The organism is Nocardia sp. NPDC052001, from assembly GCF_040680615.1.
In the GTDB taxonomy this organism is placed as follows: domain Bacteria; phylum Actinomycetota; class Actinomycetes; order Mycobacteriales; family Mycobacteriaceae; genus Nocardia.
Map to the genome: position 1 here is coordinate 523,539 of NZ_JBFAXC010000003.1, position 15,913 is coordinate 539,451.

The following is a 15,913-nucleotide window of genomic DNA, read 5'->3' on the forward strand; positions in this document are numbered from 1 at the left end:
GTCCGGGTGGACTGGATGGGCAAATGTGTCGGTAAGAGGGTTGGGCGCGCAATGAGTGAGACGGGGGTGAGTGTCGCGGAGCTTGCCGAATGGAGTGGGCTGCCGGAATGGCTGCTCGGCGACCGGCTCGACGCGCCGGAATCTTTTCGACTCGATGAGCTCATTCTTATTGCATCGGTGATGAAACAAGAAGTGGCGGAACTGCTTCCGTGTCATGCGGCGGCGAGCGGGCGACCTTGTGAATGCGGTGATGCGGGAACGTGAATCAGGGCGGTACTCCGATGGGAGTGCCGCCCTTTTTGGTGTGTCTCAGGTGAGGGAGGTGTCGCCGAGGGAGATTGCGAGGGTGCGGAGGAGGGGGTTGAGGTGGTCGCGGTCGGTGGGGGAGAGGGCTGACAGGAGGCGTTCCTCGTTGACCATATGGAGGGGGAGAACCTTGTCGACGAGGGCCAGGCCCTCGGGGGTGAGGTTTACGCGGATGGCGCGGCGGTCGTCGGGGTCGGGGATGCGGGCTACCAGGCCCTTGGCGGTGAGGCGGTCGATGCGGTTGGTGATGGCGCCGGAGGTGCGCATGGCGGCCTTGTTCAACGCCCCCGCGGTCAGGCCGCGGGGGTCGTTGGAGCGGCGGAGGGTGGCCAGGACGTCGAATTCCCAGAACTCGAGGCCGTGACCGCGGAAGAACTCGGCCAGTTCGCGCTCCAGCAGGTGGGACAGCCGGTTGATGCGGGCCACGATCTCCATGGGGGAAACGTCCACGTCGGGGCGTACTTCTCGCCAGGCGGCGGTGATCTGGTCGACGGCGTCGGGCACCGGCGCTCCTCTCGATGGAAATAATCTCAACGTGAAGATACTTGACGCTGAGGTATCTCAGTGGTTTTATTTCAACGTTGAGATTATCAATGAGGAGCTAGAGATGACCATCGTGACCCGCCCCAGCGTCACCGGAACCGCCGCGACCCTGGCTCTGACCGGGCTCGCCCCGCTGGTGTGGGGCTCCACGTATGCGATAACCACCGAATTCCTGCCGCCGGACCGGCCCATGTTCACCGCGCTCGTGCGCGTGCTGCCCGCCGGACTGCTGCTGCTCGCCATCACCCGCAAGTTGCCGCACGGCGAATGGGTCTGGAAGGCAGGGATTCTCGGCCTGCTGAACATGGGCGCGTTCATGCCGCTGCTGTTCCTGGCGGCCTACCGGCTGCCGGGCGGCGTGGCCGCGGTGCTGGGCGCGGCCGCACCGCTGATCGCGCTCGGATTCGCGGCGCTGGCCCTGAACGAGCGGCTCACGCTCCGCAAGCTGCTCGCGGCGGTGATCGGTATGGCGGGCGTCGCGCTGGTGGTGTTGCGCGCCACCGCCGCACTCGACACCATCGGGATCATCGCGGGACTCGGCGGCGCGGCCTCCATGGCGGCGGGCACCGTCATGACCAAGCGCTGGGGTCGCCCGGAGGGCGTCAAGCCGCTCGCCATGACCGCCTGGCAACTCATCGCCGGTGGGCTCGTGCTGGTACCGATCGCATTCCTCGTCGAAGGCATGCCGCCCGCGCTGGACGGTCGCGCCATCGGCGGCTACCTGTACCTCGTAATCATCGGAACCGCTCTGGCATACGCCATTTGGTTCCGCGGCCTGGCCCGCGCCAATGCCACCTCGGTCGCGTTCCTCGGACTGCTGAGCCCGCTCTCGGCCGCTGTCATCGGCTGGCTCGCCCTCGGGCAGTCGCTCGCACCGCTGCAGGTGCTCGGCATGGCCATCGCACTGGGCGGCACCCTGCTCGGGCAGACCGCCACCACCCCCAAGCCCGTCACCGAACCGGTCAAGGAAACCGCGCGCGTCGCGGCCTGATCACCATTCCTCGAAGGAGTTCAGAAGTCATGCGTATCACCGTTTTCGGAGCCACCGGCGGAGTCGGCAGCCGGGTCGTCGCCGAGGCGATCCAGCGCGGCCACCAGGTCACCGCTGTCTCCCGCGATCCCGGCAAGGTGCGCGGACTGCCCGACGAGGCAACCGTCATCGCGGGTGACGCGACCGATCCCGAGGACATCAAAGCCGCCGTCGCCGGAAGCGATCTGGTGATCAGCGCGACCCGGCCCGGTATCGGCGACGAACCGCAGCTGCCGAAAGTGGCGGCGGCGCTTCTGGAAGCATTGGCGGACAGCGATATTCGACTGCTGGTCGTCGGCGGTGCGGGCAGCCTGATCGTCCCCGGCACCGATGCCATCCTCACCGAGCAGCCCGACTTTCCCGCCGAACTCATGCCGATCGCCACCGCCTGCAATGACCAGCTGGCCGTCTTCCAGCAGGCCGACACCGAGGTCGACTGGGTCTACGTCAGCCCCTCAGCCGTGCTCGAACCGGGCGAGCGCACGGGCAGTTACCGGATCGGCGCGGGCGAACTCCTCCAGGATGGCGAAGGCAATTCGGCGATCTCGATGGAAGACCTCGCGGTCGTCCTCCTCGACGAGGCCGAGAACCCCAAGCATCACCGCATCCGCTTCACCGCCGGATACTGAAGTCTTTCAACGAAAGCGCGGCCCCCGGTGGTGAACCGGGGGCCGCGCTTCGTCAGGTGGCGATCAGAACGGGCGGAAGCCCGCGCCCGCGCCGCCGTGCCGGTTGATATCGGCCAGCACCATGGAAATGGTGGTGGACAGTTCCGGCTCGTGGATCAGGTCACCGGCGCCCTTGCAGGCGGGCAGTTCGATCGAGATCGGCCCGGCGTCGAAATCCGTTCCGGCGACGACCATTCCGACCAGGCGATCACCCATGATCACCGGCGCGCCGGAGTCACCGTGGTTGGCGCACACCTGGCTGCGGAACCAGTTCGGCGTGGACTGCCAGACCGGTCCGCAGGTGTACCCGGTGGTGCGGCCGTTCTTGCACGGGATGTCACCGACATTCGGCGGAGCGCCGACGGTATTGATCACCGACTGCGCCACCTGCTTGGTGGGATTGACCCGCGCCGCGTCGAAAACGATTACAGCCCAGTCATTTCCGGCGCTCTTCTCGGCGATGACGCCGATGCCACCGCTGCGGGTGTATTCGGCGGCGATCCGCGCGCCGACCTCACCGCAGTGCCCGGCGGTGATCCCGACCAGCCGGCCGTCCCGGTCGTAACCGATGGTGGTGAGCGTGCAGTCGGCCGTACTGTTCGGATCGTCGAGCTGCTCGACATAGATGCCCGAGCCCCCGCCGAGCGTCACCGGGGGAGCGGCGTCGGCCGTCCCGGTGAACAGCACGGAGGCGCTCAGCGCGGTCACGACCGCGGCAGCCCAGGACAGCATTCGGGCGCGGCCCGTTACCTTCATTGATTCCTCATCCCCCGGAAAAGAATTCGAGCGACGCGATGAATACCGGTCTCCGCCATCACGCCGGGCGATCGTGTCATGCGCCGGATCACTGAAGCAAGTTCGTTCCTGACTTAGGCTTGACCTTGACGCTACGTCAACTTGCATGCTGAATTCATCGAGGTGAACGAGGGAGGACGGGATGGCTACCGAATGGTCTATCCAGGATCTGGCCAAAGCCGCCGGGACCACCAGTCGCACACTGCGGCATTACGGTGAGCTCGGGCTGCTGACGCCGACCCGGGTGGGGACCAATGGGTATCGCTATTACGGCCAGGAATCACTCGTTCGATTGCAGCGGATCCTGCTGCTTCGCGAGCTCGGACTGGGATTACCGGCCATTGGTGAAGTGCTCGCGGGGGAGAAGGACACCGCCGCCGCATTGCGGACACATCTGGAATTGCTGAAACAGGAGCAGGACCGGATCGCACGGCAAATCGCCTCGGTGCACACCACATTGCGGAAAACGGAAGCGGGTGAGCCACTCATGGCTGACGAAGTGTTCGACGGATTCGACAACAGCAAGTACAAGGACGAGGTCATCGAGAGGTGGGGAAAGGACGCCTGGGAGAGCGGCGATCGCTGGTGGCGGTCCATGAGCGACGCCGAGCAGAAGGCGCATATGCGGGCCCACCTCGATATCGCCGCCGATTACGGCCGGGCGCGCGCCGCCGGGCTGACGGTCGACAGCGCGGAGGTGCAGGCCATCGTGCAGCGCCACTTCGACTGGGTGACCATCGGCTGGCAGGGTAAGCGGCCGAACGCGGAGTACTTCACCAATCTCGGTGAAATGTATGTCGCGGACCCGCGATTCGCGGAGAACTACGACCGGCACGGCGCCGGCACCACCGAGTTCGTCCGGGACGCGATGGTCGCGTATGCCGCCGCGCGACTGTAATCAGGTAATACCGCAACCCCTTTCGGTGTCATGGCATCGGAAGGGGTTGCCGCTTTCCGGGTCACACGCACCGAATATGGCATCGCCGGTGTCGGTGCCGCGCGGTAGAGTTCCCGCCATCGAAATGGGGAGGGACCATGAGTTATCCGTACGGGCCGCCGGAGAATCCGTGGCAGGGGGAGCCCGGATATGAGCAGCCGGGATATCCACAGCCGACCTATCAGCAACCGGGTTATGCACAGCCCGCTTATCCCCAACCGGGTTATCCCCAACAGGGTTACGCGTATCCACAGCCGGGATATCCCGGCTATCAGCCGCCGCCCAGTGGCGCGACCGCCATTGCCGCCGCGGTGCTGTCGATCCTCGTCGCGGTGCTGGCCGGACTGGCCGGCCTCGGCATCATTCTCATCGGCGCGACGTTCGGATCGAGCCACTACAACACGGACTACGAGAGCTCATCGTTCGACGACGACGTCACCGTCGCGATCGGCCTGGGGGTCCTCGTCCTGGTGATGGGCGTGCTGTGGTTCGTCGCCGCGCTACTACTGCTCGCCCGTAAGACGGCCGGGCGCGTCATGCTGATCGCCATCACCTCGATCGCGCTGATCGGCGGCCTCGTCGGCCTGGCCGAGAGCCCGGAGAGCCCCGATCTCATCGGGCTCGCGATCGGCCTGCTGATCCTCATGCTCGCCGCGGTGCCGCCCACCGGTCGCTGGATCGCCGCGGGGAAGAATCCGCCGCCGGCGATCCCGCAGGGCTATATGCCCTACCCCTACGCCTGAATGAGCACGCCTGAATGATCAAGCGGCGCACATGGACTGCATGACGCCGCGCAGGATCGGCATACCGTACGTGGTCGGTGCGAACGCGAGGGTCTGCGCGATGCCCAGCGGGGTGGTGATGGTGGAGGCCACACCGGTGAAACCGGCGATGGTGCTGCCCACGGTGATGAGCAGGCTGGTGGTGTCCAGGGTCAGCGTGATCAGATCGAAGGCGTTCTCCACCTGCACATCCGCCAGCGAGACCGTATTGAGCGCCTTGCCCTCGTAGATGTCGAAACCGAGGTTCGCCAGGAACGTCAGCGGGCCGTAGTCCATGGCGTTCACCAGCGGGCCGAGCTGTTCGACGCGCCGCATGGTGACGATGTCCGCGACCCGGTTGTCCCGCAGGAACCCTTGCAGCGCATCGGCATTGGCCTGTACGGCGGCGGGATCGACCGGCAGTCCGGCGGTCCGGGTCAGGAAGGCGCGCGAACGCTCGACCAGATCGGAGGTCTTGAGTTCGGCCAGCGGGGTGCAGGCGCCGTCGGCCTTGACCAGCTGGTTCGCCAGATCCAGCAGCGGCTGCGGCACGGCGATGTGCTCATCCGGCAGTTCCAGCCGCAACTTCTCATAGGCGTTGGGCGCGTCGCAGTTTCGCACCAGCTGCGCCTGTACGGCACGGGCCAGGGATTTCACGCCGTTGAAGATCGCGCCGACGATCGGCTTGAGAATGAAGCCCGCGGTCGGGACCAGGCTGGCGGCCAGCTGCGCCGGAATCTTCACGATGCGGGTGCCGAGGATGAACACCTCGACCACATCGGCGACGGTCACCTGGGAGAGCGAGACCGTCTTGTCGATGGTGCCGGTGCGGATCGCGTCAAGGCTGTTGACCAGGTAGGACACGATCGGATCATCGAGGAATTCGAGCCGGTCGCCCGCGCCCACCGGGCTGCTGGGCAGTCCGCGCCGGTGCACATGGACATCGGCGATGGTCTGCCGGAAATCATTCACCTGCTGATCGAATGCGGTCAGCTGACCTGCGGGAACGACGGTGCGGATCGCGGTGGCGGCATTGGTGACGATGTCGTCGAAGCTTGCCGCGCCGTTGCCACACAGGCCGGGGGATTGCGCGACCGGCATGGTCGCGAGGGTTTCGGTATCGGCGTGCGCCGGAGCGGCGGCCGGAATCAGGGCGGCGGTGCCCACTATGGCCGAGAGGGTGAGTGCGCCCACGAAGGGGGCGAGGCGATGAAACCGCATGTGGATAGGTCTTCCGGGTCGAGCGTATGGGCACGGCCGCTGATGCGCTCACGGCAACAAACTGGACGGGCGTTCAGTCTGGTGCGTATGTAATACAGCGCTCATGAAGCGTCTGTCCCTACTTCGGTGAATATTGAGCAAATACCTCGACAACCCATCCCGATCACCGGGATGACCACCGCCCATTTCGGTCGTATCCTCGGAGCCCCCCGAACCCCGCATACCGGAGCCCACGCACGGCAATACCTTCTTCCACTACGCTGGGCTCCCGTGACCGTCGCATCCCCCTTCGATCTCATCGTCGTCGGCTCCGGCTTCTTCGGGCTGACCATCGCCGAACGCACCGCCAACCTGCTGGGCAAGCGGGTCCTGGTGGTCGAACGCCGTTACCACCTGGGTGGTAACGCCTATTCGGAGGCGGAGCCTGAGACCGGCATCGAAATCCACAAGTACGGTGCCCACCTTTTCCACACCTCCAACAAGCGGGTGTGGGACTACGTGAATCAGTTCACCGAGTTCACCGGCTATCAGCACCGCGTCTTCGCACTGCACAAGGGCCAGGCCTACCAATTCCCGATGGGACTGGGCCTGATCTCCCAGTTCTACGGCCGCTACTTCAGCCCGCAGGAAGCCCGCGCGCTGATCGCCGAGCAGGCCGCCGAAATCGACACCAAGAACGCCGCCAATCTCGAGGAGAAGGCGATCTCCCTGATCGGCCGCCCCCTCTACGAGGCGTTCATTCGCGACTACACCGCCAAGCAGTGGCAGACCGATCCCAAGAACCTGCCCGCCGGCAATATCACCCGACTGCCCGTGCGCTACAACTTCGACAACCGGTACTTCAACGACGCCTACGAGGGTCTGCCCAAGGACGGGTACACCGCCTGGCTGACCAAGATGGCCGAGAGCGATCTCATCGAGGTGCGCGTCGACACCGACTGGTTCGACGTCCGCGACGAGATCCGCGCGCAGAACCCGGACGCCCCGGTCGTCTACACCGGACCGCTGGACGCCTACTTCGACTACGCCGAAGGCGAACTCGGCTGGCGCACCATCGATTTCGAGACCGAGGTCTTGGAAACCGGTGACTTCCAGGGCACCTCGGTGATGAACTACAACGACGGCGATGTGTCCTACACCCGCATCATCGAGCCGCGCCACTTCCACCCCGAGCGCGACTACCCCACGGACAAGACGGTCATCATGCGCGAATACTCGCGCTTCGCCCAGACCGGCGATGAACCGTACTACCCGATCAACACCCCCGAGGACCGCGCCAAGGTGCTCGCCTACCGCGAGCGCGCCAAGGCCGAAACCGCTTCCGCCAAGGTGCTTTTCGGTGGACGCCTGGGCACCTACCAGTACCTGGACATGCATATGGCCATCGGCGCCGCGCTCAGCATGTTCGACAATGTGCTGCGCCCGCACCTGGAGTCCGGCGCACCCCTGGTGGACACCGCCGAATGACCGCACAAGCGACGCTGGAAGAGATGACCACCGAGACCCGCGCTATCTCGCTGCTGCAACGCATCATCCTGCCGCGGCCGGGTGAGCCCCTCGATGTGCGCAAGCTGTACCTCGAGGAATCCGAGACCAATGCCCGTCGCGCACACGCCATCACGCGTACCGCGCTGGCCATCGGCGCGGAATCCGAGGTGTCGTTCTGCACCTACTTCAACGCGGTCCCGGCCAGTTACTGGCGGCGCTGGAGCGTACTGGAATCGGTGGTGCTGCAACTGGAGTTGTCCGGCCACGGCCGCGTGGACGTCTACCGCTCCAAGGCGGACGGCTCCCGCATCCACGTTCAGGGCGACGAGTTCAGCACGCCCGGTGACGGCGCGGCCGCGGCCGCGCTCGTCGAATTCGAGGTGGATCTGGGCCCGTTCGAGGACGGCGGCTGGATCTGGTTCGACATCACCACCGACACCCACGTCGAAATGCGCAGCGGCGGCTGGTACGCGCCGATGGAAGCGCCGGGCGAGGGCTCGATCGCGGTCGGCATGCCTACCTTCAACCGGCCCACCGACGCGGTGAAAACCATTGCCGCCCTTGGCAGCGACCCGCTGGTGATGGCGAAGATCAAGGCCGTCATCATTCCCGATCAGGGCACTCGCAAGGTGGTCGACGAGCCCGGATTCGCCGAAGCCGCACGGCCCCTCGGTGATCGGCTCGCCATCCACAACCAGCCCAACCTGGGCGGGTCCGGTGGCTACAGCCGCGTCATGTACGAAGCGCTCAAGACCACCGATGCCGAGTACATCGTCTACATGGACGATGACATCGAGATCGAGCCGGACAGCATTCTGCGCGCGCTCGCGTTCTCGCGATTCGCCAAGTCCCCCATCCTGACCGGTGGGCAGATGCTCAACCTGCAGGAACGCTCGCATCTGCACGTCATGGGCGAGATCGTGGATCGGTCCATCTTCATGTGGACCGCGGCCCCGAATGTCGAGTACGACCACGACTTCTCGAAGAACCCGCTCAGCGACCGCGACAACTCCAAGTTGCTGCACCGCCGCATCGACGTGGACTTCAACGGCTGGTGGACCTGCGTCATCCCGCGTCAGGTCGCCGAGGAGCTCGGGCAGCCGCTGCCGCTGTTCCTCAAGTGGGACGATGCCGAATACGGTTTGCGCGCAAGGGAACACGGTTACCCGACCGTCACCCTGCCGGGTGCGGCCGTCTGGCATATGGCGTGGAGCGACAAGGACGACGCCATCGACTGGCAGGCGTACTTCCACCTGCGCAATCGCCTGGTGGTCGCCTCGCTGCACCTGCCCAACGACGGCCGTCCGATGGTCATCAACACCATCAAGGCGACGCTGAAACACCTGCTGTGCCTGGAATATTCGACGGTCGCCATTCAGAACGAGGCGATCCGCGACTACCTCGCCGGTCCGGACAAGCTGTTCGAACTGCTGCCGACCGCGCTCGGCAAGGTGCACGCCATGCGCAAGGAATACCCGGACGCGGTGGTCGTGCCCTCCTCGACCGAGCTGCCGATGGCCAGCCGCGCCGAGGTCGGTGCGGTCGGTGAGCCGGGCAACCCGCTCGCCAAGATCGTCCGGCTCGGCAAGGGCGTGCTGCACAACTTCCGCAAGGCCAACACCGCGCACCACGAGACCCCGCAGCTGAACGTCCCCACCCTGGACGCGCGCTGGTTCCTGCTGTCCCAGGTGGACGGCGTCACCGTCACCACCGCCGACGGCCGCGGCGTCGTCTACCGCAAGCGCGATCCGCGCAAGGCCGCCGAACTCTTCAAGGAGGCCATGCGCCTGCGCAAGGAGCTGGCCGAGCGCTTCCCCGAGGTGCGCGAGCAGTATCGTGCGGCGCATTCGCATCTCACCAGTAAGTCCGCGTGGGAGAACACCTTCGGGATCGACAACTCAGGGAACGGGAGCAAATGACAGCCAGCCAGGCCGCCGAGTCCGACCGCGGATTGCATGTGGTTCCGGACGCTCCGGCTCCGGCCGCCCCGCCCGAGGTGAAGATCCTGAACCTGGTGCAGGGCACCATCGGCCGCAATCCGGCGGTCATCAAGGCCGCGCGCGGAATGTCGCATTTCGGTGAGCATTCGCTCGGCTGGATCGGCATCGCCGCGGTCGGCGCGCTCGTGGACAAGCCGCGCCGCCGCGAATGGGCCGGGGTCGCCGTCGGCGCGTTCGGTGCGCACGCCGCCTCCGTGGTGATCAAGCGGGTTGTTCGCCGTCCGCGCCCGAATGATCCATCCGTGCAGGTCAACGTGTCGACGCCGAGCAAGCTGAGCTTCCCGTCCTCGCACGCGACCTCAACGACGGCAGCGGCTGTGTTGCTCGGCAGGCTCACCGGGTTACCCTTGCCCGCGGTGCTCGTCCCGCCGATGCTGCTGTCCCGGGTCGTCCTCGGGGTGCATTACCCATCCGACGTGCTCGCCGGTTCCGCGCTGGGCGCCGCATCAGCCGCTGTAGTGCTTGCCGCCGAAAAGAGACTCGCGAAGTGACCGCGCAGGAAGAAAGAGCCCTTGTTGACATGAGCGAAGAGCCGACCAGCACCGAGCTGGACGAGGCGGTCGTCAAGGGACCGCCGAAGACGCTGGGCGGCGGCCTGATCAAGGCCATGCGCCCGCGTCAATGGGTCAAGAACGTGCTGGTGCTCGCCGCACCGCTGGCCGCGGGCAAGACCGCGGCCGGTGATCTGGTGCTCACCGACGCGTCCGTGCTCGGCCACGTCGCCATCGCGTTCGTGGTGTTCTGTATGGCGGCCTCGGGTATCTACCTGGTCAACGACGCGCTGGACGTGGAGGCCGACCGGGCCCACCCGACCAAGCGCTACCGGCCCATCGCCGCCGGTGTGGTGCCGGTGAATCTGGCCTACGGCCTGTCCGCGGTGCTGCTGGTGGCGTCCATCGCGGGTTCGTTCCTCGCGTCCTGGCATCTGGCCGTGGTGATGTCGGTGTACATCGCCATCCAGCTCGCCTACTGCTTCGGCCTCAAGCATCAGGCCGTGCTCGATATCTGCATCGTCTCCTCCGGCTTCCTGCTGCGCGCGGTGGCCGGCGGCGCGGCCGCGGATATCAAGCTGTCCCAATGGTTCCTGCTCATCATGGCGTTCGGCTCGCTGTTCATGGCGGCCGGAAAGCGCTATGCGGAGTTGAAGATCGCGCTCGACACCGGCGCGAAGATCCGCAAGTCGCTGCAGTACTACACCGCGACCTACCTGCGTTTCGTCTGGACCGTCTCGGCCACCGCGGTGGTCGTGTTCTACGGGCTGTGGGCGTTCGAACAGGGCCGGGTCAAGGACACCGATTGGTTCGCGATCTCGATGATCCCGTTCACCATCGCGGTCCTGCGCTACGCGGTGGATGTGGACGGCGGCGAAGCCGGTGAACCCGAAGAGATCGCCCTGGGGGACCGGGTCCTCCAGTTCCTCGCAATCGCCTGGATCGGAGCGGTAGGTGTCGCTGTCTATCTCACCTGACGTGGTAGAGGGAGAAGAGCGAGAGGGGGGCGCGCCTACGGCACAATTGCCGCTCGGGCGCGCCCATCGGCGTGCGACGGATCCGTCCGCGCGCAGATTCTCGCGACTATCCCGCACCGTTTTCGTCGGTGGGATCGTGCTGACCGCGACCCTATTCGCGGCCGGAGGCTGGCAGCGGCGCTGGATCGCCGATGACGGCCTCATCGTGCTGCGCACGGTGCGAAACCTGATGGCGGGCAACGGCCCGGTATTCAATGCGGGTGAACGCGTCGAAACCAACACCAGCACCGCCTGGACCTATCTGGTCTGGTTCTTCAGCTGGCTGACCGATCTGCGGCTGGAGTACGTGGTGCTCGGCATCGCGCTCACGCTGTCGGTGCTGGCCATCGTCTTCGCCATGCTCGGTGCGGCCCGGTTGTGGGGCGGCACCGGATCGGCGCTGTTGCTTCCGGCCGGTGCGCTGGTCTACATCGCGGTGCCCCCGGCCCGCGATTACGCCACCTCGGGTCTGGAGTCCAGCCTGGTCATCGCCTATCTGGCGGTGCTGTGGTACTTGCTGATTCGCTGGAGTCAGGCCGAACGGGTCCGGCTGCCAGGGTTTTTCGGCCTGGTGTTCTTCGCCGGGCTGGCGCCGCTGATCCGCCCGGAGATGACCCTGGTGGGTGCGCTGGCGCTGCTGATGATCTTCTGCGCGCCGCTGCCCGAGACCCGGCTGCGGCCGATCGTGTTCCGCGCGCTCATCGTCGCGGTCGCGGGGCTGGTGCCGATCGTCTACCAGGTGTGGCGGATGGGCTATTACGGTCTGCCGTACCCGAATACGGCCGTGGCCAAGGACGCGGGCGGCGCGAAGTGGAAGCAGGGTTTCGTCTACCTGTGGAATTTCGCCGGACCGTACTGGCTGTTGATTCCGCTGGCGCTGCTCGCGGTCGCCGCGGCGTTCGCGGTGTGGTCGGGACGCGCCGACGACGAGACCGGGCGGCACTCCGTCGATGACGGCGAGACGGCCGGAACGCCGGACAAGAGCTGGCGCACTCGGATTCACCGCTTCAGCGTGTGGCTGCACACCCCCGCCGCCGTGGTCGCGCTCATGGTCGGCAGTGGTCTGCTGCTGACCGTCTACGAGATCCGCGTCGGCGGCGACTTCATGCACGGCCGCATGCTGCTGCCGCAGCTGTTCTGCCTCATCCTGCCGGTGGCCGTGCTGCCGATTCGGATACCGCGTGGCCTGTTCGCCGGTACCCGCGAAATGCGCCGCCGGGATTGGGCTTTCGTGGTGGTGCTGGCCGGATTCCTGGGTACGGCGGGCTGGGCGCTGTTCGCGGCCAACACCACCGCCATCACCACCGGAACCAAGATCAGCTCCACCGGCATCGTGGACGAGCGGATCTACTACGTCCTCAATACCGGTCACGATCATCCGATCCGCGCCGAGGACTATCTGGACTATCCGCGCATGCGCGCCATGGTCCGCGATATCGCCAACACCCCCGACGGCGGCCTGCTGCTGAATTCGCCGTCCTTCATGTTCTGGTACATCGCACCGCCGCCGGAGCCCATCGCCCCGGAAGGCAACGGACATACCGTGTTCTTCCTGAATCTCGGCATGACCAGCATGAACGTTCCGCTGAGCGTGCGCGTCATCGATCAGATGGGGCTGGCGTATCCGCTTGCGGCGCATACCGAACGGCTCGAGGACGGCCGCATCGGCCATGACAAGAACCTCTACCCGGACTGGGTCGTGGTGGACGCGGGCATGGTGGATCGGCATCCGTGGCTGCCCTGGTACATGGACGACAAATGGGTGGCGCAGGCGCGGGTCGCGCTGAGCTGCCCGGCCACCCAGGATCTGCTGGCGTCCTCGCGGTCACCGCTGACCTTCGAGCGTTGGCGGCACAATGTGGCGCAGTCGCTCGGCTTCTCGAAATACCGGATCGATCGGGTGCCCAAGTACGAGATCGAACGGTGCGGTCTGGTCGATCCGTACCCCTCGCCGCAGAAATAGCGAGGACCGGGAGTAACTCCCGGCAAAATTCACGAAACACCCACGGCGGCGGTCCATTAACACAGGACCGCCGCCGTTGTGTCCGATTCGGGATAGCAAACCGATATCTCATCTCGGTTTGGTAACACCGAGGGGTGTGTTCCGCGATAGCATCCACGGACACGTTCGTCGCGAATCATCTTGGTATGTGTCGCAACGTTTGTCGCAATACTGATGAGAGGCCGCTCGGATGCGAGGCTTGACTGTGGGTGGGGCGCAGCGGATTCCGGACATGGGAAGGCGTGACCTGCTCAAGCTTTCCGCGTCGGCATCGGCTGTGGCGGCCTTGCTATCGCTCGGGGTGCCGATGGCCGATACGGGACTCGCACCGCAGGCGCGGGCCGCCTTCGATCCGGCCGGTATGGACTTCTATGTCGATTCGACCATGGGCCCCATCAAATCCCGCGTGTTCCGGGCTGCCGACGGCAATACCAACCGAGTGGTTTACGCACTCGACGGTATGCGCGCCCGCGACGATCTGAACGGCTGGGAAATCGAGACCACCGCCGTACAGGCCCTGACCGCCGCCAATATCAATGTCGTCATGCCGGTCGGCGGCATGTCCAGTTTCTACGCCGACTGGACCTCGCCCAGCACCTTCCTGGGCATTCCGGCGGGCACCCTGTCCGGCACCGGATCCGGTGCGGCACAGGCGCTCGCGGGCGGACCGGGCAAAACCACCGCATACCGGTGGGAAACCTTCCTCAGCCAGAACCTGCCCGCCGCGCTGCGAGATCGCCTGGGCTTCAGCAGCACTCGCAACGGCGTGGTCGGACTCTCCATGAGCGGCAGTTCCGCGCTCACCCTGGCCGCCTACTATCCGAGCCAATTCTCCTATGCCGCATCGCTGTCCGGCGCGCTCAATCTGTCCATGTCCGGTATGCGGGACGCGGTCCGGGTCGCCATGCTCGACGCGGGCGGCTATAACATCGACGCATTGGCCACCGCCAAGGACGCCCGGTGGCAGCACATCGATCCGTACACCTTCGCGCCGAAGTTGAAGGCCAACAACACAAGACTGTTCATCTCCGCGGGCAGCGGCCTGCCGTCCTCGGCCGATGCCATCAATGCCTCGACCGTTCAGGGCATGGGCATCGAAGCCATTGCGCTGGTGGGCACCAAGTCATTTCAGACTCGATTCAACAGCATCGGCGGGAAGAACGTGACCTACGACTTCCCGGCGGTGGGTGTGCACAATTGGAAGAACTGGGAGAGCGAGATGCTTCGCCTCATCCCCGATCTGTCGGCCAATATCGGCTGATGCGATTGCCGGGTCACATTCACAGCAACTCCGCAGTGCGCGCACAGCGGGCGTTTTTGTGCCCCTTGTTGTATCAATGTGCTGGTCCAGACCATAAAAGCCCGACGGAGTGGTCCGGGTCACATATATCTCATTCCGATAACGCTCGGTTAGCCATGGGGCGATAGGCTCCCCGAGACGCCCACCGTGCTCCGCGATGCACGGTGGAGACGAACGATATGAAAAGGACCTGATGATGCGAGGCGCGCAGGAGAGACGTCGGAGATCGAGCGGCGGTTGGGTGAAGCGGTCCGCGGTCGGCGTGGCCTTGGCACTGCTGGTGCCGTTCGGGGTGTCGGCGGCAGGAGTGACGGGAACCGCCAACGCGGCCTTCGATCCGTCCGCGTTCGACTTCTGGGTCGACTCGTCGGCCGGTATGGGGCCGATCAAGACCCGCGTCTTCCGCGCGGCCGACGGCAATACCGATCGCGTGGTCTACGCGCTCGACGGTATGCGCGCCCAGGACATCCTCAACGGCTGGGAGAACGACACCGATGTGGCGCGGGCGCTGACCGCCGCGAATATCAATGTCGTCATGCCCGTCGGCGGTGAATCCTCGTTCTACGCCGACTGGGCCGCGCCCAGCACCTTCTTCGGCGTCCCCGGCGGCACCGGCTCCGGTTCGCTGTCCTCCTCGGGCTCCGCGTCCGGATCGTCCTCGGGCTCCGGCGCTTTCCAGCTCATGGCCGGTGGACCTGGCAAGAGCTACCGCTACACCTGGGAGACCTTCCTGACCCAGGACCTGCGCAACGCGCTGCGTGACCGGCTCGGCTTCCGCGCCACCCGCAACGGTGTGTTCGGTCTGTCCATGGGCGGTTCGGCCGCGCTGACGCTGGCCGCCTACCACCCGGATCAGTTCAGCTTCGCCGGTTCGTTCTCCGGCTACCTGAACGTGTCCGCACCCGGTATGCGTGAGGCGCTGCGCCTGGCCATGGTCGACGCCGGTGGCTACAACATCGACTCGATGGCGCTGCCGTGGAGCCCGCAGTGGCTGCGGATGGATCCGTTCGTATTCGCGCCGCTGCTCAAGAACAACAACACCCGGCTGTGGGTATCCGCGGCCAGCGCCATTCCCGGCGCGGGTGACGTGACCTCGTTCATGTCGGTCATCCAGGGCATGCCGCTGGAGGCGCTGGCGCTGGTGAACACCCGAGCCTTCCAGGCGCGGATGCTCTCCATCGGCGCGAGCAACGTGACGTACGACTTCCCGGCCACCGGTGTGCACAACTGGCAGAACTGGGCCTCCGAGGTCTACCGGATGATCCCGGACCTGTCGAACAACATCGGATAGGACAACTCTCGTAGCTCTCAGGGGTCCCCCTGAAACCCCGGTAGTCGAGGGGTTCTCCGAGCCC

Annotated in this window: 15 protein-coding genes; 12 read left to right on the forward strand and 3 right to left on the reverse strand. The window is 65.7% G+C overall.

Going from position 1 to position 15,913, the window contains the following annotated elements:
• Positions 1-66 precede the first annotated feature (66 nt).
• The gene (locus AB0L82_RS17825; protein WP_364637088.1) at positions 67-264 is read left to right on the forward strand and encodes a hypothetical protein; all 198 of its coding nucleotides are present in this window, start codon (positions 67-69) and stop codon (positions 262-264) included.
• A gap of 45 nt (positions 265-309) precedes the next feature.
• Here the strand turns inward: AB0L82_RS17825 and AB0L82_RS17830 are convergent, their stop codons facing one another.
• Positions 310-810, reverse strand: coding sequence for a MarR family transcriptional regulator (locus tag AB0L82_RS17830; protein ID WP_364637090.1), 501 nt, complete (start codon positions 808-810; stop codon positions 310-312).
• A 103-nt stretch (positions 811-913) separates the two neighbouring features.
• Here AB0L82_RS17830 and AB0L82_RS17835 point away from each other — a divergent pair, with 103 nt between their 5' ends.
• On the forward strand, positions 914-1,840 hold the full coding sequence (locus AB0L82_RS17835) for an EamA family transporter (protein WP_364637092.1): 927 nt from the start codon (positions 914-916) through the stop codon (positions 1,838-1,840).
• Between the two features lie 29 nt (positions 1,841-1,869).
• Positions 1,870-2,508 carry an NAD(P)H-binding protein gene (locus AB0L82_RS17840; protein ID WP_364637094.1) on the forward strand — a complete coding sequence of 213 codons (639 nt, stop codon included), beginning with the start codon at positions 1,870-1,872 and terminating at the stop codon, positions 2,506-2,508.
• 63 nt (positions 2,509-2,571) lie between these two features.
• On the opposite strand, the gene AB0L82_RS17845 is transcribed toward AB0L82_RS17840, so the two are convergent.
• Positions 2,572-3,303, reverse strand: coding sequence for a S1 family peptidase (locus AB0L82_RS17845; RefSeq protein ID WP_364637096.1), 732 nt, complete (start codon positions 3,301-3,303; stop codon positions 2,572-2,574).
• A 181-nt stretch (positions 3,304-3,484) separates the two neighbouring features.
• Here AB0L82_RS17845 and AB0L82_RS17850 point away from each other — a divergent pair, with 181 nt between their 5' ends.
• Positions 3,485-4,240, forward strand: a complete 756-nt coding sequence (locus AB0L82_RS17850; protein ID WP_364637098.1) for a MerR family transcriptional regulator — start codon at positions 3,485-3,487, stop codon at positions 4,238-4,240.
• Positions 4,241-4,377: 137 nt separating this feature from the next.
• Positions 4,378-5,022 (forward strand): hypothetical protein, encoded by a 645-nt coding sequence (locus tag AB0L82_RS17855; RefSeq protein ID WP_364637100.1) that lies wholly within the window; start codon positions 4,378-4,380, stop codon positions 5,020-5,022.
• An 18-nt stretch (positions 5,023-5,040) separates the two neighbouring features.
• Here AB0L82_RS17855 and AB0L82_RS17860 read toward each other — a convergent pair whose 3' ends face one another.
• Entirely contained in the window at positions 5,041-6,261 is a 1,221-nt protein-coding gene (locus AB0L82_RS17860; RefSeq protein WP_364637102.1) for a hypothetical protein, read from the reverse strand.
• Positions 6,262-6,531: 270 nt separating this feature from the next.
• Between AB0L82_RS17860 and glf the strand changes: the two genes are divergently transcribed.
• The 7 genes from glf to AB0L82_RS17895 all read left to right on the forward strand — a co-directional run bounded on the left by glf (position 6,532) and on the right by AB0L82_RS17895 (position 15,849).
• Positions 6,532-7,728, forward strand: coding sequence for a UDP-galactopyranose mutase (glf, locus tag AB0L82_RS17865; protein ID WP_364637104.1), 1,197 nt, complete (start codon positions 6,532-6,534; stop codon positions 7,726-7,728).
• Positions 7,725-9,668, forward strand: a complete 1,944-nt coding sequence (locus AB0L82_RS17870; RefSeq protein ID WP_364637106.1) for a glycosyltransferase — start codon at positions 7,725-7,727, stop codon at positions 9,666-9,668. Before glf ends, AB0L82_RS17870 begins: the two co-directional genes overlap by 4 nt.
• Entirely contained in the window at positions 9,665-10,240 is a 576-nt protein-coding gene (locus AB0L82_RS17875) for a phosphatase PAP2 family protein (RefSeq protein WP_364637108.1), read from the forward strand. Before AB0L82_RS17870 ends, AB0L82_RS17875 begins: the two co-directional genes overlap by 4 nt.
• A gap of 29 nt (positions 10,241-10,269) precedes the next feature.
• A complete protein-coding gene (locus tag AB0L82_RS17880; protein WP_364637111.1) occupies positions 10,270-11,217 on the forward strand; it encodes a decaprenyl-phosphate phosphoribosyltransferase in 948 nt (315 codons plus the stop codon).
• Between the two features lie 46 nt (positions 11,218-11,263).
• Positions 11,264-13,219 carry a flagellar motor control protein ZomB gene (zomB, locus tag AB0L82_RS17885; protein ID WP_364637960.1) on the forward strand — a complete coding sequence of 652 codons (1,956 nt, stop codon included), beginning with the start codon at positions 11,264-11,266 and terminating at the stop codon, positions 13,217-13,219.
• 271 nt (positions 13,220-13,490) lie between these two features.
• Positions 13,491-14,519: an alpha/beta hydrolase family protein gene (locus AB0L82_RS17890; protein WP_364637113.1), complete on the forward strand. Its 1,029-nt coding sequence runs from the start codon at positions 13,491-13,493 to the stop codon at positions 14,517-14,519.
• Between the two features lie 235 nt (positions 14,520-14,754).
• Positions 14,755-15,849 (forward strand): alpha/beta hydrolase family protein, encoded by a 1,095-nt coding sequence (locus AB0L82_RS17895; protein WP_364637115.1) that lies wholly within the window; start codon positions 14,755-14,757, stop codon positions 15,847-15,849.
• Positions 15,850-15,913 lie beyond the last annotated feature (64 nt).

Excerpts from the sequence above, each read along its gene's own strand:
- AB0L82_RS17880 (WP_364637111.1), top strand. The coding sequence starts at position 10,270 with ATGAGCGAAGAGCCGACCAGCACCGAGCTGGACGAGGCGGTCGTCAAG.
- AB0L82_RS17895 (WP_364637115.1), top strand. The coding sequence starts at position 14,755 with ATGCGAGGCGCGCAGGAGAGACGTCGGAGATCGAGCGGCGGTTGGGTG.
- AB0L82_RS17845 (WP_364637096.1), bottom strand. The coding sequence starts at position 3,303 with ATGAAGGTAACGGGCCGCGCCCGAATGCTGTCCTGGGCTGCCGCGGTC.
- AB0L82_RS17835 (WP_364637092.1), top strand. The coding sequence starts at position 914 with ATGACCATCGTGACCCGCCCCAGCGTCACCGGAACCGCCGCGACCCTG.
- AB0L82_RS17840 (WP_364637094.1), top strand. The coding sequence starts at position 1,870 with ATGCGTATCACCGTTTTCGGAGCCACCGGCGGAGTCGGCAGCCGGGTC.
- AB0L82_RS17870 (WP_364637106.1), top strand. The coding sequence starts at position 7,725 with ATGACCGCACAAGCGACGCTGGAAGAGATGACCACCGAGACCCGCGCT.
- AB0L82_RS17890 (WP_364637113.1), top strand. The coding sequence starts at position 13,491 with ATGGGAAGGCGTGACCTGCTCAAGCTTTCCGCGTCGGCATCGGCTGTG.
- AB0L82_RS17855 (WP_364637100.1), top strand. The coding sequence starts at position 4,378 with ATGAGTTATCCGTACGGGCCGCCGGAGAATCCGTGGCAGGGGGAGCCC.
- AB0L82_RS17860 (WP_364637102.1), bottom strand. The coding sequence starts at position 6,261 with ATGCGGTTTCATCGCCTCGCCCCCTTCGTGGGCGCACTCACCCTCTCG.
- AB0L82_RS17850 (WP_364637098.1), top strand. The coding sequence starts at position 3,485 with ATGGCTACCGAATGGTCTATCCAGGATCTGGCCAAAGCCGCCGGGACC.
- AB0L82_RS17875 (WP_364637108.1), top strand. The coding sequence starts at position 9,665 with ATGACAGCCAGCCAGGCCGCCGAGTCCGACCGCGGATTGCATGTGGTT.